Raw genomic sequence first — 22,679 nt, forward strand, 5'->3', positions numbered from 1 at the left:
TGGCTGTTAGTGGAACTCGCGCTGCACGCTCTGCATCGGTGACGGGGTATAGTGCCTGAGCAGGAAGTTCAGGTTCTCGCCCAACACCTGGCGGAGGTCCGTCGGCATGACGATGGAGGAAATGGAGCCGAGGCTGAGGGCTTCCTTCGGATTCATCAGCTCCTTCTCGTAGCGCAGATTGAGCTCGGCTTCCCGGGCTTTCAGCCAATCGGCCGCTTCCTTTTCCGCGTCCTTCTTGGCCTGATCTTCTTTCACCCCGGCTTCGACCCGCTGCTGAATGCCGTTCTTGACCCGCTCGGCGACCGAGTTGCGCAGCTTGCGCAGTTCATCCTTGTACACGAACTCTTTGCCGGCCGGACCCATGACCGCCAGTCGCGTGGTCGGCAGGGCCAGCACCAGGTCGGCGCCGGTCGGGTAGTTGTTGTAGGAAGCGTAGGCGCCACCGAAGGCGTTGCGAATGATCAACAGGATGCGGGGAGTCCGGATGTCGACGATCGAGTCGAGCATTGCCCGGCCGGCATGGACAATGCCGCGGGCTTCCTGTTCCCGGCCCGGCAGGAAGCCGGTGGTATCTTCCATGAAGATGATCGGGATGTTGTAGATGTTGCAGAACCGGTTGAACCGGGCAATCTTGAAGGCGGCGTCCACATCGATCTGGCCCGAGTCGACGGCGCTGTTGTTGGCGACGAAACCGACGACGTTGCCGCCGAGGCGGCCGAAAGCGGTGATGGCATTGCGCGCCCGGTCCGGCTGGATTTCGAAGTAATCGCCATGGTCGCAAATCTGCTGGATGATGATCGATACGTCGAACGGGGTATTGAAGCCGGTCGGCGAGTTGAATGCCTTCTTGAGCAGGGTGTTGATCTCCCAGGTCTTGCGCTCGAGCGGGTCGCTCGTCGGTTGGAACGGCGCCATGACGCTGTTGTTGTCTGGAAGATAGTTCAGCAGCATGATGGCGGTCCGCAGGGCCGCAACCTCATCGGCAACGGTGATGTCGGCAACGCCGGACTGCCCGTGCACTTTGGGGCCGCCGAGCTCTTCCGGGGTGATGTCTTCGCCGAGTACCGATTTGACGACGCCGGGGCCGGTCAGCCCGAAGAAAGTGTCGTTGGGCTGGATGACGAAGCTTCCCTGGCGGGGGAGATAGCTGCCGCCGCCGGCATTGAAACCGAACATGCACATGATGCTCGGCACGACGCCGCTGATCTTCCGCAGGGCGGTAAACGCTTCGGCGTAGCCGTCGAGGCCGCCGACGCCAGCCGGGACGAACGCCCCGGCGCTGTCGTTCATGCCGATCAGCGGGATACCCTTCTCGCCGGCCATCTGAAACAGCCGGGCCAGCTTCTTACCGTTGGTAGCGTCCATCGAACCGGCCCGCACGGTAAAGTCATGGCCGTAAATGGCGACGTCGCGACCTTGGACGTTGAGGATGCCGGTGACCAGCGAGGCGCCATCAAGGTTCTTTCCCCAGTTCTGGAAGAGGATGTTCGGTTCCTTCTCGGTAAGGACGCGGATTCTTTCCCAGACGGTCATCCGTTTTTTGAAGTGCTGCTTTTCGATCTGATCGATGCTGACCGACTTGGTCGGCCGCTGGATCAGGTCGTAGCCTTCTTTCATCGCCTCTTCATAGCCGCCAGTGGCGCGGGAGATCTCGCCCGGAATGGTGAATTCAACTTTCTCGGGGGGATCAAACGGGTTCTTGAGTGAAGGTTTGATTGCTTTCTTGGACATTTCCGCCATCCTTCCGGTACCTTTATTTTTCAACAGCGCCTGTGCAGCGCGGTTCATCACCAACTGCGTTTTCCGGGAATGGGCTCCCGATCCGACCCTTGCCGGGAGGGGATGTATACGGTGCGGTGTATAAAAAAAGGGCCGAATCAAAAAGGCCCTTCAGAAAAATCGTTACCTTGCTGCTAGCGTGTCACAACGGCAAGAACCATCACTTCATTGCCATCCTTGGTCAGGAGCCGGTGCTTGAGTGACGAGTCGAAATAAATGCAGTCGCCTTCCTCGAGGGTGACGCGCTCCTCGTCCAGGAGAAGTTCGGCCGTCCCCCGCATAACGAAAAGGAACTCTTCACCGTCGTGACTGTAAGTGTTTTCCTCGGTCGCCTTTTCGGAGACCGTCAGCAGAAACGGTTCCATTTTCTTGTTCTGCTTGCGGAAGGAAAGCGATTCGTACGAATAACCCTGATTAGTCCCGGCTCGCGAAATGACGCGGGGGATAACTTTGCGCTCCCCTTTCCGCACTACTTCGTAACGGTATTCCTCTTCGTCTTCGTTGAAGAACATCCCGATCTTCACGTCAAAAAACTTGGCGATTTTTGAAAGAGTCGCGATGGGAGGAGAGACGTTGTTGTTCTCGATCTGGGAGATGAGGGCTGGAGAAAAACCGGTCTCGCGGGCTACCGCCTGCAGGGTCAGCTTTTTGGCAAGTCGGAGCTTCTTGATTTTCGCCCCGATGTTGTAGTCGGTCATCCAATACCCCAGGAATGGGAGAAATAAAACTTGTTTTTATTCATGCAGTTAATTACCTAATTAAGCTTGTAATGTCAATAAAATAATTTTTATCTTGACTTAAAGAGTTTGAATGTTTTTCCCATTCCCCTGCCCGCTCAGAGGCCTTGCCAGCGGCGAATAAAACGATTTTATCGATCAATCTGGGACATCCTGGCTTTTTGCCCGAAAGGTGGGGGTCCGCCTAACGGAGGGAGCGGGCCAGGACCTCAAGGGTGTGCATTACCCGCGTGCGAGCCCCCCGCTGTTTCAAGCCATCGGAAAGTTGCATCATGCAGCCGGGACAGCCGGTAACGACGGCCGCTGCCCCGGTCCGTTCAATAGCGGCACTTTTGGCTTCATTGATTTTCAGGGACGTTTCGTAATGGTAGACGTTGAAGGTCCCGCCGAGGCCGCAGCACTTGTCCGCCCCTTCCATTTCGGTCAACGCGACTCCGGGCGCCGCCGTGAGGAGTTCCCGCGGTTGGCGGGTGATGTTGCGGGTGCGGAGGTGGCAGGGGTCATGATAGGTGATGGTCAACTCATCGCCGGCGGCAGTTCCGCCGGGCCGGAAGCCTAATTGCTGGAGCAACTGGGCAGCATCTACCGTCTTGGCGGCGATGGCCCCGATTCGCTCGGCTAGCTCGGGATGCTTCTTGCCGATCAGTGCCGGGTAGAACTTGTGGAGAGCTCCGCCGCAGGTGGCGCAGGCGGTCATCACGTAATCGGCGTCATACTTTTCCAGTGCCGCCAGATTCTTTTCCGCCAGTTCGCGAACCGTGGCGAGATCGCCACCGGACATGGCCGGCAGGCCGCAACACTGCTGGTCCTTGGGAATGATCACCGTGCAGCCGAGATGACGGAACAGGGCGAGGGCCGCCTCGCCAACCTCGGTATAGACAAAGTTGGTCATGCAGCCGACGAAATAGACGATCCGCGGTTTGCCCGGCTCCCCGGGGATTACTTCGGGATGGCGGGCGAGGAACGGGGTACGGGCAAGCTGGGGGATGTGCCGTTTGGTGCCGATGAACGGGAGGGGGAAACGGAGGCGCAACCCGGAGGTGGCCGGTACCTTACGGAAGAATAGCGGGCCGAGGATGGCTGCCGCCAGAGCGCCGAAGCTCATCAGCCGCCGATTTCTGATCACTCTCCCCACTGCTTGGTGGAAGGTGGTCAGCCCCCGCTGTTGCGCCAGGGCTTCCCGGGCTATCATGACGATTTCATCGGTCGGCACGTCGTTAGGGCATTTTTCCACACAACTGCCGCAAAGCAGGCATTTCGACATGGCGGTATAGGTCTGGTCGTCGAGAGTGATGTCTCCCTTGAGCAGGTGCTGTGCAAGGGCCACTTTGCCGCGGGCGACTGCCGGTTCCCGTTGCAGGGCGGCAAAGGCCGGGCAGTGGGCGCGGCAGGCGCCGCATTTGACACATTTCTTCAGTTCGTTTTCAACGCGTTTGAGCGGATCCATAAATACCTGTTGGCTGCGGGCGACTGGTCTGTGTCCGGCCCGGCGCTAGCGGTTATGCCGGGAACATCTTGCCCGGATTGAGGATGTTGTGCGGGTCCAGCGCCTTCTTGATCGACTGCATCGTGGCTATCTGGACCGGGGAGAGTTCCAGGGGGATGAACGGCTGCTTGGCCAGGCCGACCCCGTGTTCGCCCGACATGGTCCCGCCCAGTTCGAGCGCTGCCCGGAAAACCTCCTCGATGGCCTGGTGGGCTTTCTCTTCCATGCCGGGGATTTCCTTGTCAATCATCACGTTGACATGGATGTTGCCGTCACCGGCATGACCGAAGTTGACGATCGGGATGTCGTAGCGCTGCTGGATCCGCTCGATCGAACGGATGACGTCCGGCACTTTGCTCCGTGGCACGACAATATCCTCGTTGTATTTGTTCGGGTTGACGTCCCGCAGCGACGGCGAAACGAGCCGCCGGACCTTCCAGAGCGCCTCCGCCTCGGCAGCGTCCTTGGCCACCTTGAATTCCACCAGCCCGAGCGGCTTGACTACCTCGTGGATCTTGGCCGTCTGCTTTTCGATCAGCTCCGGATCGCCGTCCACCTCGATCAGCAGGACCGCCCGGGCGGTGGCGGGGAGCCCAAGGGTGAAGCGGCGGTCGACGCATTGGAGTGTTGCATGATCCATGAACTCCAGAGTGGTTGGAATGATCTTGTTGCCGACGATCGTCGATACTGCTCGGGCGGCACCGTCGATGGAGTCGAAAATGGTGAGCATCGTTTTCTTTGCTTCCGGGAACGGCAGCAGCTTGAAAATGATCTTGGTGATCACGCCGAGAGTCCCTTCGCTACCGACCAGCAGCCGGGTCAGGTCATAGCCGACCACTCCTTTGTACGTTTCGCCGCCGGTCCGGATAATCTCGCCGGTGGGGAGCACGACCTCCAGCCCCATGACGAAGTCGCGGGTAACCCCGTATTTGACTGCCCGAGGCCCGCCGGCGTTCTCGGCGACGTTCCCGCCGAGGGTCGAAAATTTAAGCGATGCCGGGTCGGGAGGATAGAAGAGGCCGAGACGTTCAACCGCCTGCTGGAACTGTTCGGTGACCACACCCGGTTCGACCTCGGCGATCAGGTTCTCGGTGTCGATGCGCAGAATCCGGTTCAGACGGGTCGTCACGAGAACCACCCCGCCCCCCTTCGGCAGGGCGCCGCCGGTAAAGCCGCTGCCCGCACCCCGGGGAAAAACCGGGAAGTTCTCGCGGTTGGCAAGCTTCAGGATGGCGGCAATTTCTTCGGGGCTGCCGGGGTGCAGCACCGCATCCGGAAGAAATTCCATCTGGGTGGCGTCGTAGCCGTAACAGAGCAGGTCCTGTCGGTCAGTGGCCACGTTTTCCGGCCCGATAATGGCTTTTAGCTGATCGATAATCGATGAAGTGAGCATGGAATGTCTTTCGTGAATAGTGGTTTCTTCGGAGCCCTGCTCCGGATGGCGGAATCGCTGCTACGCCTTGATAGGCAAAACGGTTCCCCCTTCGGGGATGACATATGCCGAAAAATCGGCCGGTAGCAGTTCCCTGGCCTGGCTCAACGCCTCGTCGAGGGTCCGGGCCGGCATCATTCCCATCGCCCGAACTTCTGCGGGGGGAAATTCCGAAACCAGGATGATCCGGAACTTCAGCGCCTTCTGCAGGGTCGAATAGGCGGTCTGGCCGTTAATTTCGTAATGCTGCCGCAGGTGTGTCTCGAACTCATCCAGCGTTCGGAAGCGGAACCAGTTGAAGAAGGTGGCATTGCCGTAGCCGTCGCGGCACTGGGCCAGCAGGACCATTACCCCCCCCTCCCGCAGGGCCTGGCTGCCGTACTCCATCGACTTGTGGGCCTGGATGAAGTTGATGTCCTTGGGGAAGCCGCCGCACGACACGACGACCAGATCGGCCAGCTGGCGGAGCGGGTAGGCGAAGTGCCGGGCATAGAGCTGGCACCCGGCGGCATGGGTCTCCCGCCAATGACCGGCAAAGGCGGCGATGATTCGTTTGTCGGGCGAAAGGACGGTATTGAGGATAAAGTCGGGCGCCGCCAGGGCGCATGCCTCTTCCATGGCCTGGTGAACGGGGTTGCCGGCCAGGTTGCCGGTGGTCGCCAACGGATTTTTGCCGGCCCCTTCACCGGGATTGAGCACGGCGAAGTGGCTCGCCATACAGCTCTTTCTGCTGGCTACTCCCGGCAGGACCGCCTTTCTGCCGCCACCGAAGCCGGCGAAATAATGGAAGCCGATGGTACCGGTGAGAATCAGCCGGTCGGTCTCGACAATCCGTCGGTTTACCTCGACCTCGATGCCGCCCGTCGTTGTGCCGAGCAGGGCCAGGTCGCCGGGGTTGTCGCAGTCGTGATCGAGCACCTTCACCCGGCCGAACAGCGGTCCGACAATCTTGCGGTGTTCATGTTCCGTCTGCTTGCGGTGAATGCCGAGGGCGATCAGGATTTCGATGTCGCGATCTCTGATGCCGATTTCATTGAGGCGCGCCACCAGGAGCGGCAGATAGATTTCGCTGCCCGTATAACGGGTGATGTCGGAGGTGACGATGGTTACCCGGTCCCCCGGCCGGAACGAGCGGATGATTTCGTCGCACCGGTCCAGGGCTTCACCGACGATGGTTTCCGGTTGGGCCGTTGGTGCGGCGACCGTTGGCCGTATCGTGTCAAGCAGGTGTTGAGTCGGGAGGTCGAATTCCCACGATGTGTCGCCGAACTTCAATTCCATGGCTGATGATGATACAGCTTAGCGTTGCAAAGCGCAAGGTTGTGGGGCGCAGGGAGGCTTCCCCCCCTCCGCGCCCCGGGCACCTACTGCTGTCCAGCCGGTCAGAAGCCGGCGTGGTACTCGATGACCTGCCGTGCGAATGAACGGCCGAACTCGAAGCAGGCCGCTTCGTCGTCCGGAGAAGGCCGGTAGGGGATCTGGATTCCAGGCTCAACCGTCTGGAGTCCCATCCGCTTGCACTCTTCGTACGCCTCTTTGACCGCTCCGCCGCCCCAGCCGTAGCTGCCGAAGGCGCCGGTCAGCCGGTTCTTGGGCCTGAGCCCACGGACGTGGGTGAGGAACTCGGCAACGCTCGGATAAAGGATATTGTTGAGAGTCGGCGAGCCGATCAGCGTCCCCCGGCATTTCCAGAATTCCTTGATGGCGACGCTCATCGGCGTGGCCCGCAGCTTGATGACCCGGCAGTCGAGCCCTTCGGCCCTGATTCCCTCGGCGATCGGCACCGACATTTTTTCGGTGCTCTGCCACATGGTGTCGTAAATAATCGCCACCGCGAGACGGGCTTTGCCATTTGCCATATCCTGATACATGTCGAGGACTTTTTGCGGGTTCTGCCGCCAGATTATCCCGTGGTCGGGAGCGATGATTTCCGCTGCCAGCCCCTTGCTCTGCACTTCGGCGATCTTGTTCTTGATCATCTGGCCGAAGGGCATCAGGATGTTGGCGTAGTAGTCGATTACCGAGTCTTCCAGTTCGGCGGCCGAGTCGGATTTCTCGAACTCGTCGTCGAAGCGGGTTGCCGAGGCGATGTGCTGGCCGAAGGCATCCTGGGTGAAGAGTACCTTGTCTTCCCGGCAGTAGGTGAACATTGAGTCGGGCCAGTGCAGCATCGGCGTCTCCAGGAATTCGAGGGTCCGCTTGCCGATGGTCAGGGTGTCGCCGCTCTTGACGGTCTTCATGGTCCAGTTGGACGTGTCGAAGAACCGCTCGATCCCTTTTTTTCCCTTCTCGGAAATGTAGATCGTGGCGTTCGGCGCAAGGGCCATGATCCGGTCCAGGCTCGTGGCGTGGTCGTTCTCGATATGGTTGATCACGACGTTTTTGATTCGGGAGGGGTCGACAACCCCGGAAATGTTCTTGATCGCCAGATCGGCGAAGTCGTACTTGACGGTGTCGATCAGGGTGATTTCTTCGTCCATGATCAGATAATTGTTGTAGGTTGTGCCGCGGGGGGTCACATATCCGTGGAAATCACGGACCGCCCAGTCGACGGCGCCGACCCAGAATATTCCGTCTTTTATCTCTACGGCCTTCACTTGGTTGCCTCCTTGACTGATAACGTGTCCTGTCGGCAGTTATCGCTACCCGGCAGGGGACGCCTGAGGTTGATCGCCGCTTTCGGCCCATTCCGGCGTTTGAAATGGGCCGGCACGGAAAGCAGCGCTATTCGGTAATCTCTTCGAACTGATCCCTGCCGACGCCACAGACCGGGCACACTTCCGGCGGTTCAGGACCTTCGTGGATATAGTCACAAACAGTGCAACGCCATTTTTTCATACGTACCTCCATGATGAATTTATTAATCCCGGCAGGCGGGACAGATGCCACTGACCGTAATGGTGAAGCCGCTGACAGCAAAGCCTTCGTTGTTGAACGGGGGGAGATTGAGCTTGTCAAGCTCCGGATCCCGGAGGTCGACAACCTTATGGCAACGCGTACAGAGCAGGTGGTGATGGTGCCTGGTCTCGGCGTCAAAGCGAACCCGGGCCTCCTGGTGGTTGATCCGTTGTACGACCCCCAGCTCCTCAAGTGTTTCCAGAACGCGATAGACGGTCGTCCGCGAGATGCCGGGAAGCCGGTCGCGGACCGCCTCGAACAGCTGGTCTGCCGAAGGGTGGTCGGTCCGCTCCGCCAGGGCTTCGAGAACCAGCCGGCGCTGAATGGTGACGGGCAGCCCCTCTTTGCGGCAGCATTCCTCAAGATGCTTGATCTTGTTATCTTTGAAGGCAGGTTGAAACTTCATAACAGATGGTATTTTATTGCAACTGGCAACGTTGTCAAGCGGGAAACGTGCCGGTGCGCTCCTGCCGGCACGGGCGGATCTTGACGGTCTGCCAGTATTGCCACCATTTTAGCATTGACAAAACTATGCATTTCCTATAACAATTTTGCGTTTTTGCTCCAAAACAGTCATGGTAATCCAGTAAGTCGACGCCTCATAGTAAGGTAAAATTACAGGAGGTTTTTTTTCATGGAACAGTATGCAGTACTCTTTGCCCTGGTCTGCGCTGCGGCAGCCGTCGTTTTCGGCCTGCTGTCGGCCAGCTGGATTCTGAAGCTCCCCCAGGGGAATGAAAGAATGCGTCAGATCGCCGCGGCCGTTCAGGAAGGGGCTGGCGCCTACATGAAGCGCCAGTACACGATTATTGCGGTCGTCGGTGTGGTCATCTTCGTGGCGCTCTTTGCCACCCTCGGCTTCAAAACCGCCGTGGGTTTCGCCATCGGCGCCATCTTTTCCGGTCTGACCGGCTTCATCGGCATGTTCGTCTCGGTTCGGGCGAACATCCGGACCACTGAAGCGGCCAAGTCCGGCATCCACAAGGCACTGAACGTTGCTTTCAAGGGGGGCGCCATCACCGGTATGCTGGTGGTCGGCCTCGGGCTGCTCGGCGTTGCCGGCTACTACCAGGTGCTGCAGCAGCTAATGCCCGGCGCGCCGGTCAAGGATGTGGTGAGCCAGCTGGTCGGTCTCGGCTTCGGTGGTTCGCTGATTTCCATCTTCGCCCGGCTCGGCGGCGGGATTTTCACCAAAGGGGCCGATGTCGGCGCCGACCTGGTCGGCAAGGTCGAGGCGGGTATTCCCGAGGACGATCCGCGTAACCCTGCCGTTATCGCCGACAACGTCGGGGACAACGTCGGCGATTGCGCCGGGATGGCTGCCGACCTGTTCGAAACCTATGCCGTGACCCTGATCGCCGCCATGCTGCTCGGCGCCATCGCCTTCACCGGCAGCACCAGCGCCGTTAGCTATCCGCTGATCCTGGGCGGCATCTCGATCATCGCGTCGATCATCGGCACCTTTTTCGTCAAGCTGGGCGCCAGCCAGAAAATCATGCCGGCCCTCTACAAAGGGCTGATCGCCTCCGGCGTCATCGCCTGCATTGCCTTTTATTTCGTGACCATGCAGATGTTCCCCGAGGGGCTGACCAACGGTGCCGGCCAGACCTTTGGTGCCACCAGCCTCTTCATCTCGGCCATCGTCGGACTCGTAGTGACCGGGGCGATCTTCTGGATCACCGAATACTACACCGCCACCGAATATGCGCCGGTCCGGCACATCGCCCAGGCTTCCACCACCGGCCATGCCACCAACATCATCGCCGGCCTCGGTATTTCGATGAAAGCCACCGCCCTGCCGATCATCGTGATCGCTGCCGGGATCATTGTCGCTTTCAAGTGCGCCGGCGTGTACGGCATTGCTATTGCCGCCGTCTCCATGCTGTCGCTGACCGGTATCGTTGTGGCGATGGATGCTTACGGACCGATTACCGATAATGCCGGCGGTATTGCCGAGATGGCCGAACTGGACGACTCGGTCCGTGCCGTCACCGACCCGCTGGACGCGGTGGGTAACACCACCAAGGCCGTAACCAAGGGGTATGCCATCGGTTCTGCCGGTCTCGCCGCTGTCATCCTCTTCACCTCGTATGTTGACGAACTGAGACTGGCCGGACAGTCGATCGAATTCTCCCTGTCCGATCCGTACATCATCGTCGGCCTGTTCCTCGGCGGGATGCTCCCGTACTATTTTGCGGCTCTCTGCATGGAGGCGGTCGGCAAGGCCGGTGGTTCGGTCGTTGAAGAGGTCCGGCGCCAGTTCCGCGAGATCAAGGGGATCATGGAAGGGACTGGCAAGCCCGACTACGCTTCCTGCGTCGATATCGTAACCAAGACGGCGCTGAAAGAGATGATCATCCCGGGCATCATCCCGATTGCCGCGCCGATCATTATCGGCTTCACCCTCGGTCCGAAGGCTCTCGGCGGGGTCATCGTCGGCACCATCGTCACCGGGATCTTCGTCGCTATTTCGATGACCACCGGCGGCGGTGCCTGGGATAACGCCAAGAAGTACATCGAGGACGGCTACCACGGCGGCAAGGGTGGCGACGCCCACAAGGCCGCGGTTACCGGCGATACCGTCGGTGACCCTTACAAGGACACTGCCGGCCCGGCCGTCAATCCGATGATCAAGATCATCAATATCGTCTCGCTGCTGATCGTTCCCCTGCTCAGCAAGCTGGGCTAGGCACCGATCACCATCCAGCCAGCCGTACGGAGCGGCCCGGAGAACCCGGGCCGCTTTTTTTATTGCCGGGGATTCCGGGCGGTAAGGTGTCCCGCTAAACGCAACTCATCTCGTTGCCACAATTTGCTGGACAATGAATATGGCATACTATATATATAGTATTAACTATGTATTAGAGGGGTCATCGATGCCGATTTATGAATACCGGTGCGAAGCCTGTGGCGAGGCGTTTTCGCTGTTGCAGAAGATGGGAGCCGGCGCCAAGGATACGGTCTGTCCCCACTGCGGTTCGGCCAACGTGCAAAAGCAGTTTTCCACCTGCGCCGTCGGCGGCGGGTCGACGGGAGGCGCCCCTGCCTGTTCCAGCGGTGGTGGCTGAGGCCCTCGCTTCTGAGCCGTGCGCTCAGCTCCGGCACGAAAAAGAAGAGCGACTGAAAGCAAATCAGTCGCTCTTTGTTATTGTGCCGATGCGTCAACCGGTTATTTGAGCGGTACGTCGGGAGGCGATGCCGGCAAGGGGGTTCCTCCCTGCTTCTGGAACGGCGACTGGTTCCAGAAATGGCCGATCACCATCCGGTCGCGCTCGGTGAGCCGCACTCCCTTTTGCTCCATCCGGCGCATGATCTTTGCCATCTCCTGCCGCTTTTGTACGGCTTCGTCGATCCGTTTCCGGTTGTGGCAGACAAGGCACTTTTCCTCAACGACCTTCAGTCCCTGCTGGGGCAGCGTAATTCCCCGCACATCCTCAGCCGCCGAGGCGCACACCGCCAGAGCCATTCCCCAGAGGGCGATTGCCGGTATCGTCGCAAAAATCCGCTTCATTTATTCCCTCACGTAAATATCCTGGTCAGATTCGTGGACCATGGTCATCACATGGCGGTATTCTTCCTCAATAAGAGCTTGATGTTTCTCGGTTTCCTTGATTACCTGAAGGAAAATTCCCTTTACCAGCGGATCGATGATGTCCTGCGCCATCACGGTATACTGGTCGATACAGGCTTTTTCCTCTTTGAGGGCGATCTCCAGGGCGGTCTGTTCGTGCGTCTCTTCGTCGATCGCTTTCATCAATGCCATATAGGTCGGATTCTTGGTATCTGGCGGTTGGGCCATGTATGAAGTGATATCGCCGAATTCGCCCCCTTTGTAATGATCGAAAAAGGCTTTCAGATGACCAACCTCCTCGTTCGCCAGCAGGTCGAAGACTTTTTTGGCCCGCTCATTTTTCGTGACGGCTGCCGCCTTCCGGTAAAAGTCCATGCTGTCTTTTTCGCCCTTGATGGCCAGTTTCAGCGCCTCTTGAATCGAATATTCCTTGCCCATGGTGTTTACCTCCTCTGATCTGCATTAAATGGATTTGTAAACAGTATATCGGCAAATAAATCCGCTTCAACTGGCGAACAATTATTTGTCCTGGCCCGAAAGCTCCGTCTGGTGCCGCTTCAGCCCCTCTCCAGCAGTTTGTTGACCACTACTCCCGCCATCGTCAGGCCGAAGATGCTCGGGATAAACGAAATGCTGCCGAGGATGGTCCGGCGATGTTCGCAGCTGAAGAGCTGTTCGTCTTTGTTGGGGCAGATGCAGTTGCTCCGGCAGCCGGCGTCAACGATGGCCTGTGGCTGGTACTCCTCGACCGAATAGACAACGGTTACCCCCTGCTGGATTCCTTCCTTGCGGAGCAGCTTGCGCATGATGCGCGCCAGGCGGCAGGTGGTGGTGGCTGAAATGTCGGCGACCCTGATCTTGGTTGGGTCGAGCTTTGCCGCTGCTCCCATGCTGGAGATGATCGGCAGACCCCGCTCCCGGCATGTTTTGATCAGGTGCAGCTTGCTCGTGATGTGATCGATGGCGTCGATCACGTAGTCGCACCGCTCACCGAGGAGAAAGTCACTCGTTTCGGCGCTGTAAAAATCCTTGCAGGGGACGATATCGGCTTCCGGGTTGATCTGCCGGAATCGTGCCGCCATCGCCTGGACCTTGGCCATGCCGACGGTGCTATCGAGCGCGTGCAGTTGTCGGTTGATATTGGTGAGACAGATGTCGTCGAAGTCGACCAGGATCAACCGGCCGACGCCGGCGCGGCAAAGCGCCTCGGCGGCGTAACTGCCGACGCCGCCAAGCCCGAAAACGGCCACCGTCGCGCCGCGAAGTTTGTCGAGACTGGCGGAGCCGATGAGAATTTCCGTACGGGAAAATCGATGCAGGGTAGACATGGATACCTCGTGTGTCAGCGGGGGAGGAAACCGAACAGGGTGCCGGCGTTGGCGGTGGTGACCCGGGTAACTTCTTCGACGGGGACGTTCTTTATTTCTGCGACCCGGCGGGCAATCTCCCCCAGGTAGGCCGGCTCGTTGAGCCGGCCGCGATACGGTTCGGGCGTCAGGTCGGGAGCGTCGGTCTCCAGCAGCAGCCTGGTCAGCGGTGTTTGCCTGACAACCTCGACGGGGCGGACGGCATTCCGGTAGGTAACTGTCCCGGAAACGGCAATGAAGAGGCCGGCCGCGATGCAGTCCCGGGCGATTTCCGGGCTTCCCGAGAAGCTGTGCATCACGCCGCTGCAGCGGATTCCGTCTTCTTCTGCCAGGATGGCCAGCAGATCCCGGAACGCCTTACGGCAATGGATGAGGACAGGCCGGGCAGAGCTCCCGGCGATACGCAGCTGGGCGCGGAAAATATCCTGCTGTACCTGGCGCGATTGGTCCGGCAGCAGATAATCGAGGCCGATTTCGCCAATCGCTACGGCACTCGGTGCCAGGTCGGCCAGCCGGTCGAGTTCCCGCCTGCCGGCCTGCGCAGCGTGTTGGGGGTGAATGCCGAAGGCGGGGAGGACAAAAGGCCGCTCGCGGGCGAGTTGTCGGATACCGTCCCAACCCCCCGGAGCCACCCCCGGGATGACGAACCGTTCGACTCCTGCTCGCCGGGCGGCAGCGATCACCTCGTCAAGTCGCTGGTGGAATTCCGGAGCATCAAGATGGCAATGGGTATCGATCATCATGAGGCGTTCCAGCCGCGTCCGGGTATCGGGAGGATGGCACCGGCCGGGCGGAGAAATGAGCTGCTCGGTTTAATCGTGTGCGGCGAAGGCGCTGACGATCTCGTCAGTCAAGGCGTCCAGCGTGTATTCCCGGGGTTCCACATGGACCGCCAGTCCCAGGTCACGGCAGCTCCGCGAAGTTATCGGGCCGATCGAGGCGACCAGTACCCCCTCGAGCAGCCTGAGCAGCCGGTTCTCGCCCAGCAGGGCGGCAAGGTTCTGCACGGTTGAGGACGAGGTGAAGGTGATGCAGTGGATGCGCCGCTCTTCCAGCGCCTGGACCACTTCGGCGGAAAGGCTGGCGGGAGTGATGTTGCGATAGGCGACCGGTGCGATCACCTCGGCCCCCAGCGCTTTCAGCCCCTTTTCGATGACTTCCCGAGCCCGGTCGCCTTTGGGAAAGAGGACCCTGGTCCCCCTTATCTCCTGCGAACGCAAGGTGGTAACCACCCCTTCGCCCTTGTAATCGGTGGGAATCAGGTCGGCTTTGACCCCCTGGGTCCGGAGAAGGGCGGCGGTTTTCGGTCCGACCGCGCAGACCCGGCAGGCGCCGAGAGCCCGGCTATCCTTGCCCAGTGCCTGAAGTCTGGCGAAGAAGTACTGAACTGCGTTGGCCGATGTCAAGACCAGCCAGTCGAAATCGGACAAGCCGGCGATCGCTTCATCTAGCTGGGACCATTGTTCGGGGGGGACGATTTCGATGGTCGGGCACTCCAGCACCTGCGCGCCGAGATCGGCCAGTTTACGGCTGAATGCGCCAGCCTGATCGGCGGCCCGGGTGACGACAACCCGTTTGCCGAACAACGGCCGGTTGTCGAACCAGCGGAGTTTGTCGCGTAGGCTGACCACGTCGCCGACGATGGTGATGGCTGGGGCCTTGAACCCGCGCAGACGGACTGCCTCGGCGATCGTGGCGAGGGTGCCGGTGATTACTTCCTGCTCCGGCCTCGTCCCCCAGCGGACCAGGGCTACCGGCGTGTCTGCCGACCGACCGTGCGCGATGAGGTTGGCGGCAATCAGCGGCAGGTTCTTCACCCCCATGTAAAAGACGATCGTCCCGCTGCCGAGTGAAAGCCCTTGCCAGTCAATTTCCGAAACGTCCTTGCCCGGACTTTCATGGCCGGTAACGAAGGCCACGGAGGTGGTGAATTCCCGGTGAGTCAGCGGGATACCGGCGTAGGCGGCGGCACCGATCCCGGCGGTGACGCCGGGGACGATCTCGAAAGGAATACCGGCGGCAAGCAGCGCCTCGCACTCTTCGCCCCCCCGGCCGAAGACAAAGGGGTCCCCACCTTTGAGCCGGGCCACCACGTTGCCGGCCAGGGCCTTTTCAACGAGCAGCTCGTTGATCTGCCACTGTTCGCGATTGTGTTGCCCACCGACCTTGCCGGCGTAGATTAGCTGTGTGCCCGGACGGGCGTGGGTCAGCAGGGCATCGTTGGCCAGATAATCGTAGATGACGATATCTGCCCGGGCGATGCAATCCCGCCCCTTGACCGTAATCAGGTCGGGATCGCCCGGGCCGGCGCCAATGAGGTATACAAGACCTTGTTGTGTGGATTTCTCTGCCATGGGGTAACTAAAAGAGAGCGTGCCCCTTGGCGGGGCACGGAGGAATGCGCACCTGTCGGAATTAGACCGGAATTTCCTTCTCCCGGGATACTTCCCGCTGGTAGACTTCGCTGAGAATCTCGTGCCCGCCGTTCCGGAGCAATTTTTCGGCCAGCGCGATGCCCAGCTTCTCGCAGTCGGCTACCGGGCCGCTCATCATATCCTTGACGGTCTGGCTGCCGTCCACCGAGGCGATAAAGCCGGTCAGGGTCAGCGTCTCGCCGTTCACCAGCCCGTGAGCGGCAATCGGTACCTGGCAGCCTCCCTCACAGCGCCACAGCAGGGCTCGCTCCGCCCGGACCGCGTGGGCGGTGTCGGGGTGATTGAAAAAGGCGATGGTTTCCCGGACTTTTTCATCGTCCAACCGGCATTCGATGCCGAGTGCCCCTTGGCCGATAGCCGGGAGCGACAGCTCGACCGGCAGGTACTCGGTTACCTGGGCGGTAAAACCGAGCCGCTTGAGCCCGGCGGCGGCGAGGATGACAGCGTCGAGGTTCTCGGTTTCCAGCTTTCTGATCCGGGTCTCCACGTTACCGCGAACGATGATCATCTCCAGATCGGGCCTGACCTTGAGCAGCTGCGCCTGGCGCCGCAGCGCCGAAGTGCCGATCCGTGCTCCCTGCGGCAGGTCGGCAAACTTAACTCCCCGGGAGATAACGGCGTCGCGTGGGTCTTCGCGTTCGGTAATGCAGACGAGGCCGAGTCCCTCGGGAAATTCGGTCGGGACGTCCTTCATGCTGTGCACGGCGATGTCGATCTCACCACGGAGCATCGCTTCTTCGATCTCCTTGACGAACAGCCCTTTTCCCCCTACCTGGGCCAGTGGCACGTCGAGAATCTTGTCGCCGATCGTCTTGATCTTGACCAGTTCCACTGCCATCCCCGGATAGCGTTCCTCAAGCATCGACTTGACCCAGTTCGCCTGCCAGAGCGCCAGTTGGCTGGCGCGGGTTCCGATCCGTAGCTGCTTCAATATCATTGCATATGCTCCTTTGCATCGCCGCCGAATCCTGCCTGCAAACGATAGATTTCCCGTTTCTCAGGCTCAGCGGCCGGTGGTGATTGTCTATTCTTCCAGTTCGCCGAGACTCTTCTCTTCCGGTACGTCGGTCTGCAGGTCGAACAGGGCGCGCAGCGCATCCACGTACAAGTCGGTCCGTCCCCCCTGGCCCGTCGATTTCAGGGCGCTGGTCGGCGGGTGGAGAAGCTTGTTGATGATGGCCGAAGTGAGTGCATCGAGCCGTCGTTCGGCATCCGGCGGGAGATCTTTCCAGTTGGCGAGGGTCTTGGTCAGCTCGTTTTTTCGCACCTCGTCGAACTTGGTCCGGAGGGCAACGATGGTGGGTGTCACTTCGAGGTTGGAAATCCAGCGGTAAAACTGGCCGATCTCTTCGTCGATGATCGCCTCGGCTTTTTTCGCCTCCTCGGCCCGCTGCTGAAGATTTGAGGCGACGACGTTCTGCAGGTCGTCCATATCATAGAGATAGACGTTTTCGACATCGTTGACCTTGGGCTCGATGTCGCGCGGCACGGCGATGTCGATGAAAAACATCGGCTTGAGCTTGCGCCGCCGGATTACGTCCTCAACGTCTTTCTGCTTGATAATGTAGTGGGGGGCGCCGGTGGAGGTGAGGACGATATCGACCTTGTGGAGGTGGTCGAACAGATCTTCGAAGGCGATCGCCTTGCCGTCGAATTCTTCGGCCAGCCGCACCGCCCGCTCGTAGGTCCGGTTCGTTACCATAACCCCCCGCACTCCGTTGTTGAGAAAATGTTTGGCGGCCAGCTCGCACATTTCCCCGGCACCGATCAGCATGACGGTCTTGTCGGTCAGTTCGCCGAAAATCTTCTTTGCCAGTTCGACGGCGGCAAACGATACGGAGACTGCCGACGAGGCGATTTTCGTCTCGGTGCGAACCCGTTTGGCGACGGAAAATGCCTTGTGCAGAAAGCGGTTGAGGATGATGCCGGAGCTTTTGTACTCGGCGGCGTAGCCGTAGGCGGTCTTGATCTGGCCGAGGATCTGGGGTTCGCCGACGACCATGGAGTCGAGACTCGATGCAACGCGAAAGACGTGGCGGATGGCCGCTTCGCTGTGGTGAATGTAGAGGTGCGGCTCCAGGGAATCCAGGGAAAGGCCGTGATAGTCGGCGAGGAAGCGCTTGAGCCGGGCCATGCCCCCCGCAATGTCGCGGGTAGTGGCGTAAATCTCGACCCGGTTGCAGGTGGAGACGATGACCGCTTCACCGATGTCATCCAACGCCGTGAGGGCGCGCAATGGCTTTTCCATCTGTGTCGGAGCAAAGGCGACTTTTTCCCGAATCTCAACGGAGGCAGTTTTGTGTGAAAGCCCCACAACAATAATATTCATTCGTCATACGCCTCTGACATTATTTGTAGCTGTGCAATCCCGGCATGAAGAGATTGACGCCGAGGAAGGTGAAGAGCAGCACGAAAAAACCGATGATGGCGAGAATAGCCGCCTTTTTCCCCCGCCAGCCGGTGGTGAGGCGGCCATGAAGCAGCGCCGCATAGACGAACCAGGTGATGAGGGACCAGGTTTCCTTGGGATCCCAGCTCCAGTAGGTTCCCCAGGCCGTTTCCGCCCAAATGGCCCCGGCAATGATGGCAAAAGTGAGCAACGGAAAACCGAAAGCCAGACAGCGGTAATTGATTTCGTCGAGAATGTCGAGCGGCGGCAGCTTCTGGTACATCGGGCCGAGCTTTTTGCTCTTGAGGAAGTGTTCCTGAATCAGATACATGATGGCGGCGCCAAACGCCACGGCAAATGCGGCGTAGCTGAGAAATGCCATCGTGGTGTGAACGACCAGCCAGCGGCTCTGCAGGGCTGGATTGAGCGGGGAGATCGCTGACGGGAAGCCGGTTGATGCCACCATGATCAAAAGGGCCAGGGGGGTCACGAAAGAGCCGAGGATGTAAATTTTGTAACGGCGCTCGAAGGTGATGTAAACGGCCACCACTGCCAGACTGAAAAACGAGAGCGACTCGTGGAGGTTGGTGATGGGGGTGTGTCCCGCCTCGTAGAACCGGTCGACAGTAAAGACACAGTGAGCGGCAAGTCCGATGGAGAGTAGCCAGCGGCCGATGCGGCCGATATTCTGGCGGGGCTTTACCAGGTAGGCCATGTAAGCAACAGTCGCGGCGAGATAGATTGCCAGGGTTATCTTGAAGAGCAGGGCATTCATGGGCGGTCCTTTGACTGTACTCCCAATTCGGTCGTCGTGTACCCGGGGCCGAGCAGGTTGGTGAGCAGGCGATCGACCTCCTGATATCGCCGCCTTTTGAGCAGCTTGGCGAGCTCGGAAGCCGCGAGGTCGTTTAAAATTTTCTTATTGTAAGCGGTGTTATCAGAGGCCGTCAACAGCTTTTCGCGCACGGCGCCCAGGATCGTCAGCGCTTCATCATACTCGCTGCCATAGCGCTTCGCCAACTGATCGCGGATATTACGGGCGAGAGCCGGGCTTTTCCCGCCGGTCGAAACGGCGATGGTCAGCTCGCCGCGCCGTAGGATTGCCGGCGTCGTAAAGTTCCCCCGTTCCTGGTGGTCGACGGCGGCAACCAGGATCTGCCGCGCTACCGCCGCGGCGGCAACGGCGCTGTTGACTGCCGGATCGTCGGTAGCGGCAAAGATCATGAACACGCCATCCAGGTCTTCCGGCGCGAAGGCGCGTTGGCGGTGGTCGATTTTTCCCTCATCGCGCAAGGTGCAAAGCGGGGCGGTGAGCTCGGGGGCAATAACCGTGATTGCGGCACCGGCCGGGAGCAGGGAGAGGCATTTTTGCAGGGCGACCCGCCCTCCGCCGACAATGACGACGTTTCGGCCCTGCAGACGCAGGTTGATGGGAAATAGTTCCATCGGGAGCAGCCTTGTCCGGGAAAAGAGGTAATACCAATAGGGTAACGGTGTAGCAGATTTTAGCCGCTTTGCCAAGGGGATAGAGTGGAATGAGCTGTGCCGGCAACCGGCAATCGCTCTCACCGGGTCGGGGATTTCCTCCTTGATGTTTTCAGGAAGCTCGGCTATATTCTGAAAGTGCAATTTATGTCCACCGCTAAAGGAGGCTTTAATGGCTAGCGACAAAGTACTGACATTCAGCGATGATACGTTCGACGCCGATGTTCTTAAATCCGATATCCCGGTACTGGTTGATTTCTGGGCAACCTGGTGCGCTCCCTGTAAGGCGATTGCACCGGTAATCGACGCCATTGCCGAGGAGTTTGAAGGTAAGGTGAAAGTCGGCAAGGTCAATGTTGACGATAATCCGGGCACCCCCGGCAAGTACGGTGTCCGTGGCATTCCGACGGTTATTCTCTTCAAGGAAGGGAAGGTGGTGGATCAGGTCGTCGGAGCGGTTCCCAAGGCGCAGCTCGAAGCCCTGATCAAAAAAGCCCTGTAACATACAAACAGGCTGTGGTGAGGTTCTAGACGATGCGTATCCGGTTAGTCGTGGCGATGTTCCTTCTGGTGTTGGCAGTTCCCGCGTCCTCTTTTGCCATGGCGCAAAAAGGGCAGCCTGCCCCGCCAATCAAAGTGGTGAGTACTTCCGGGCAGCAGATTTCCCTGGCGAACTATCACGGATACGTGCTGGTAATCGATTTTTTCGCCACGTGGTGCCCGCCTTGCCGGGAAGCCATCCCCCACCTGATAGCCTTGAATCGCAAATACGGCAAGCAAGGTTTGCAGGTTCTCGGCCTGTCGCTCGACGAGGGTGATGAGCAGGGCGTGAAGGACTTTGTGGCCGGGAAACGGTTCAACTATCCGGTGGCCCTTGCCAACGAAGGGATACAGACCGATTACGGGCTCCGCTCGTTACCGACGGTGTACGTCATTGACAAGAAGGGGATTGTCGCCGAGAGATTCATGGGCGGGTCCGATGCAACCCTGAAAAGCATGGAAGACCTGATCAAGAAGCTTCTGGCCGAGCCTTAGCGGACGGTCTTTCCGTAATTGTGTCAGCAGCGGCTTCCCTTTCCGGGGAGCCGCTGTTTTCGTCTGGATGCAATGCCTGCCAAATATTTTCCACGACGTTGGCCGGAAGAAAAGATGCGGCCATCAGCTCTTCACGACGTGCTTTCCTGAGCCCGGCAAGACTGCCGAATCGTTTCAACAATTCCCGCCGTCGTTTGCTGCCCACTCCCGCGATGTTGTCCAGCAGCGAGTGAAGCGTCTCCTTCTGTCGCAACTGTTTATGATAGGTAATAGCGAAGCGGTGCGCCTCATCGCGGATTTGTGCCAGCAGGAGGAGAGGGCGCGAATTCTGCCTGAGCACCACCGGATTTTTTCTCCCCGGCAGAAACACCCGTTCATTGCTCCGCTGGATCTCTTCTCCGGTCATTTCCCGCTCAACCCGACTTTTTGCCAGGGAAACCGTATCGATCCCCTTGATGCCGAGTTCGTCGAGGGCCGCGGTGACGGCGTTCAACTGGCCAATCCCGCCATCGATGAGGATCAGGTCAGGGGTGTTGTTTTCGGTCATGTCCCTGCTGAAGCGCCGCGAGAGGACTTCGCGCATCATGGCGAAATCGTCTGAACCATGGACGGTCCTGATGCGGTAGCGCCGATACCCGGATTTGTCGGCTTTCCCGTTGAAGAAAGAAACCCGACTGCCAACGGCGAACGTTCCCTGGATTGTCGAAATGTCATAGCACTCGATTCGGTGCGGGACGTTCCGCAGGTGGAGACGATCTTGCAGCTCGGCCAGTACCGTCTCGGCACTGGCGACCCGGTCGAGTTCCTTTTGCAGTGCTGATTCGGCATTCTTGATCGCCAGTTTTACCAATTCAACCTTGGTCCCCCGCCGCGGATAGACGAATTTCGTTTTCCGGCGACGCCGTTCGGTAACGAGTTCGGTCAGCGCCGAAAGGTCGTCGTTGGGCATTGGCAGCAGAACTTCGCCCGGGATGACAACGTCTCGCTGATAATAGTCGGTGAGAAACGACGAGAGGCATTCGTTGTCGTCCATTTCCCAGGCGAAGGTGAAGTTCCTGTTGCCGTTCAGCCTGCCGCCGCGAATGAACAGCAAAGCTATGGAACTGTATGCCCCGTGGCGAAAGTAGCCGACCACGTCGGTGTCCTCGTTGCTCCGGGTCACCATTTTCTGTTTTTCGACGGTAACCTCGATGGCGTGGATGAGATCGCGAAAGCGTCCCGCTTCCTCGTAACGTTCCTCTGCCGCGGCGCTGTTCATGCGTTGTCGGTAAATCTTTAAAAGGTCGTGATTTTTCCCTTCCAGGAACAGTGCCGCCCCTTCGGCGAGCGCCTGGTAATCGTCGCGGGAAATAAGCCCGTGACACGGTGCCGAGCATTGCCGTAACTGGTAGAAGAGGCAGGGACGCTTGCGTTGCCGGCATGTTGCCAAGGGATAATGACGCAGTGGGAACAATCGATAGAGTTGCTTCAATACCTCGCGCGCTGCCGATGCCGATGAATATGGCCCGAAGTAGCGCGCGCCGTCCTGAATGACTTTGCGGATGATGCTGATTTGCGGGAATGCCTCGTTCAAGTCGATTCGCAGCGAAAAGTAGGTCTTATCGTCGCGGAGGTCGAGGTTGTAGCGGGGATGGTGCTGCTTGATGAGGGTGTTTTCGAGAATCAGGGCTTCCTTCTCGGTGTCGGTGACGATGCAATCAATGCTTTTTACCTTGGTCACCAAAAACTGGATGTGGTAGCGGGATTCGCCGCCTTTGCCGAAGTAGGAGCGGACCCTTTTCCTGATATTTTTTGCTTTGCCGACATAGAGAATCTCGCCGCGCTCCCCCTTCATCAGGTAAACGCCGGGAGATACCGGCAGTGTTTCGATGTGGAAATCGTCAACCATGGAAGGAGTATAGCGTTTGTGCCGAAACTTTTAAAGGGGAGAGAGCCATTCGTTGTGGCGGGACAATGGCCCGCGACCCAGCCGGGTCACGTTGGCAGATTTCCGCGTAGTTACAAGGACTCGCGCGGCATTCTTCGTTGACAAGCTGGTGTTATGATGCTATTTAACTGAAACTGA

Annotated in this window: 22 protein-coding genes; 4 read left to right on the forward strand and 18 right to left on the reverse strand. The window is 59.2% G+C overall.

Annotation, left to right across the window (positions count from 1 at the left end):
• Nucleotides 1-6: 6 nt before the first annotated feature.
• The 8 genes from QMN23_RS01250 to QMN23_RS01280 form a co-directional block, all read right to left on the reverse strand.
• Nucleotides 7-1,731: an acyl-CoA carboxylase subunit beta gene (locus QMN23_RS01250; protein WP_282001296.1), complete on the reverse strand. Its 1,725-nt coding sequence runs from the start codon at nt 1,729-1,731 to the stop codon at nt 7-9.
• A 182-nt stretch (nt 1,732-1,913) separates the two neighbouring features.
• Nucleotides 1,914-2,477, reverse strand: coding sequence for a helix-turn-helix domain-containing protein (locus tag QMN23_RS01255; RefSeq protein ID WP_282001297.1), 564 nt, complete (start codon nt 2,475-2,477; stop codon nt 1,914-1,916).
• A gap of 223 nt (nt 2,478-2,700) precedes the next feature.
• Nucleotides 2,701-3,963 carry a (Fe-S)-binding protein gene (locus QMN23_RS01260; RefSeq protein ID WP_282001298.1) on the reverse strand — a complete coding sequence of 421 codons (1,263 nt, stop codon included), beginning with the start codon at nt 3,961-3,963 and terminating at the stop codon, nt 2,701-2,703.
• A 52-nt stretch (nt 3,964-4,015) separates the two neighbouring features.
• A complete protein-coding gene (locus QMN23_RS01265) occupies nt 4,016-5,395 on the reverse strand; it encodes an FAD-binding oxidoreductase (RefSeq protein ID WP_282001299.1) in 1,380 nt (459 codons plus the stop codon).
• 60 nt (nt 5,396-5,455) lie between these two features.
• Nucleotides 5,456-6,715 (reverse strand): nickel-dependent lactate racemase, encoded by a 1,260-nt coding sequence (larA, locus tag QMN23_RS01270; protein ID WP_282001300.1) that lies wholly within the window; start codon nt 6,713-6,715, stop codon nt 5,456-5,458.
• Between the two features lie 101 nt (nt 6,716-6,816).
• Nucleotides 6,817-8,031: an FprA family A-type flavoprotein gene (locus QMN23_RS01275; RefSeq protein WP_282001301.1), complete on the reverse strand. Its 1,215-nt coding sequence runs from the start codon at nt 8,029-8,031 to the stop codon at nt 6,817-6,819.
• A gap of 127 nt (nt 8,032-8,158) precedes the next feature.
• On the reverse strand, nt 8,159-8,284 hold the full coding sequence (locus QMN23_RS19600; RefSeq protein ID WP_432613090.1) for a rubredoxin-like domain-containing protein: 126 nt from the start codon (nt 8,282-8,284) through the stop codon (nt 8,159-8,161).
• A gap of 10 nt (nt 8,285-8,294) precedes the next feature.
• The gene (locus QMN23_RS01280; RefSeq protein ID WP_282001302.1) at nt 8,295-8,738 is read right to left on the reverse strand and encodes a Fur family transcriptional regulator; all 444 of its coding nucleotides are present in this window, start codon (nt 8,736-8,738) and stop codon (nt 8,295-8,297) included.
• A 228-nt stretch (nt 8,739-8,966) separates the two neighbouring features.
• On the opposite strand from QMN23_RS01280, the gene QMN23_RS01285 reads away from it, so the two are divergent.
• A complete protein-coding gene (locus QMN23_RS01285; RefSeq protein WP_282001303.1) occupies nt 8,967-11,021 on the forward strand; it encodes a sodium-translocating pyrophosphatase in 2,055 nt (684 codons plus the stop codon).
• Between the two features lie 187 nt (nt 11,022-11,208).
• Nucleotides 11,209-11,400, forward strand: a complete 192-nt coding sequence (locus tag QMN23_RS01290) for an FmdB family zinc ribbon protein (RefSeq protein WP_282001304.1) — start codon at nt 11,209-11,211, stop codon at nt 11,398-11,400.
• A 101-nt stretch (nt 11,401-11,501) separates the two neighbouring features.
• Here QMN23_RS01290 and QMN23_RS01295 read toward each other — a convergent pair whose 3' ends face one another.
• The 9 genes from QMN23_RS01295 to QMN23_RS01335 all read right to left on the reverse strand — a co-directional run bounded on the left by QMN23_RS01295 (nt 11,502) and on the right by QMN23_RS01335 (nt 19,540).
• Nucleotides 11,502-11,843, reverse strand: a complete 342-nt coding sequence (locus QMN23_RS01295) for a hypothetical protein (RefSeq protein WP_282001305.1) — start codon at nt 11,841-11,843, stop codon at nt 11,502-11,504.
• Complete coding sequence (locus QMN23_RS01300) at nt 11,844-12,341, reverse strand: ferritin family protein (RefSeq protein ID WP_282001306.1); 498 nt, start codon at nt 12,339-12,341, stop codon at nt 11,844-11,846.
• Between the two features lie 119 nt (nt 12,342-12,460).
• Nucleotides 12,461-13,231, reverse strand: a complete 771-nt coding sequence (locus QMN23_RS01305; protein WP_282001307.1) for a tRNA threonylcarbamoyladenosine dehydratase — start codon at nt 13,229-13,231, stop codon at nt 12,461-12,463.
• 14 nt (nt 13,232-13,245) lie between these two features.
• Complete coding sequence (locus QMN23_RS01310; RefSeq protein ID WP_282001308.1) at nt 13,246-14,013, reverse strand: TatD family hydrolase; 768 nt, start codon at nt 14,011-14,013, stop codon at nt 13,246-13,248.
• A 69-nt stretch (nt 14,014-14,082) separates the two neighbouring features.
• Entirely contained in the window at nt 14,083-15,624 is a 1,542-nt protein-coding gene (cobA, locus tag QMN23_RS01315; RefSeq protein WP_282001309.1) for a uroporphyrinogen-III C-methyltransferase, read from the reverse strand.
• A gap of 61 nt (nt 15,625-15,685) precedes the next feature.
• Nucleotides 15,686-16,642 carry a hydroxymethylbilane synthase gene (gene hemC, locus QMN23_RS01320; protein WP_282001310.1) on the reverse strand — a complete coding sequence of 319 codons (957 nt, stop codon included), beginning with the start codon at nt 16,640-16,642 and terminating at the stop codon, nt 15,686-15,688.
• 87 nt (nt 16,643-16,729) lie between these two features.
• Nucleotides 16,730-18,034 (reverse strand): glutamyl-tRNA reductase, encoded by a 1,305-nt coding sequence (gene hemA, locus QMN23_RS01325; RefSeq protein WP_282001311.1) that lies wholly within the window; start codon nt 18,032-18,034, stop codon nt 16,730-16,732.
• A gap of 19 nt (nt 18,035-18,053) precedes the next feature.
• Nucleotides 18,054-18,869, reverse strand: a complete 816-nt coding sequence (gene ccsB, locus QMN23_RS01330) for a c-type cytochrome biogenesis protein CcsB (RefSeq protein ID WP_282001312.1) — start codon at nt 18,867-18,869, stop codon at nt 18,054-18,056.
• Nucleotides 18,866-19,540: a precorrin-2 dehydrogenase/sirohydrochlorin ferrochelatase family protein gene (locus tag QMN23_RS01335; protein WP_282001313.1), complete on the reverse strand. Its 675-nt coding sequence runs from the start codon at nt 19,538-19,540 to the stop codon at nt 18,866-18,868. Before QMN23_RS01335 ends, ccsB begins: the two co-directional genes overlap by 4 nt.
• Before the next feature lie 211 nt (nt 19,541-19,751).
• Between QMN23_RS01335 and trxA the strand changes: the two genes are divergently transcribed.
• Nucleotides 19,752-20,081: a thioredoxin TrxA gene (trxA, locus tag QMN23_RS01340; RefSeq protein WP_282001314.1), complete on the forward strand. Its 330-nt coding sequence runs from the start codon at nt 19,752-19,754 to the stop codon at nt 20,079-20,081.
• Nucleotides 20,082-20,113: 32 nt separating this feature from the next.
• Nucleotides 20,114-20,614 (forward strand): TlpA family protein disulfide reductase, encoded by a 501-nt coding sequence (locus QMN23_RS01345; protein WP_282001315.1) that lies wholly within the window; start codon nt 20,114-20,116, stop codon nt 20,612-20,614.
• Here QMN23_RS01345 and uvrC read toward each other — a convergent pair.
• Nucleotides 20,589-22,502 carry an excinuclease ABC subunit UvrC gene (gene uvrC, locus QMN23_RS01350; RefSeq protein WP_282001317.1) on the reverse strand — a complete coding sequence of 638 codons (1,914 nt, stop codon included), beginning with the start codon at nt 22,500-22,502 and terminating at the stop codon, nt 20,589-20,591. The genes QMN23_RS01345 and uvrC overlap by 26 nt on opposite strands.
• Nucleotides 22,503-22,679: the final 177 nt, after the last annotated feature.

It is taken from the genome of Geotalea uraniireducens (assembly GCF_027943965.1).
Classification (GTDB): domain Bacteria; phylum Desulfobacterota; class Desulfuromonadia; order Geobacterales; family Geobacteraceae; genus Geobacter; species Geobacter uraniireducens.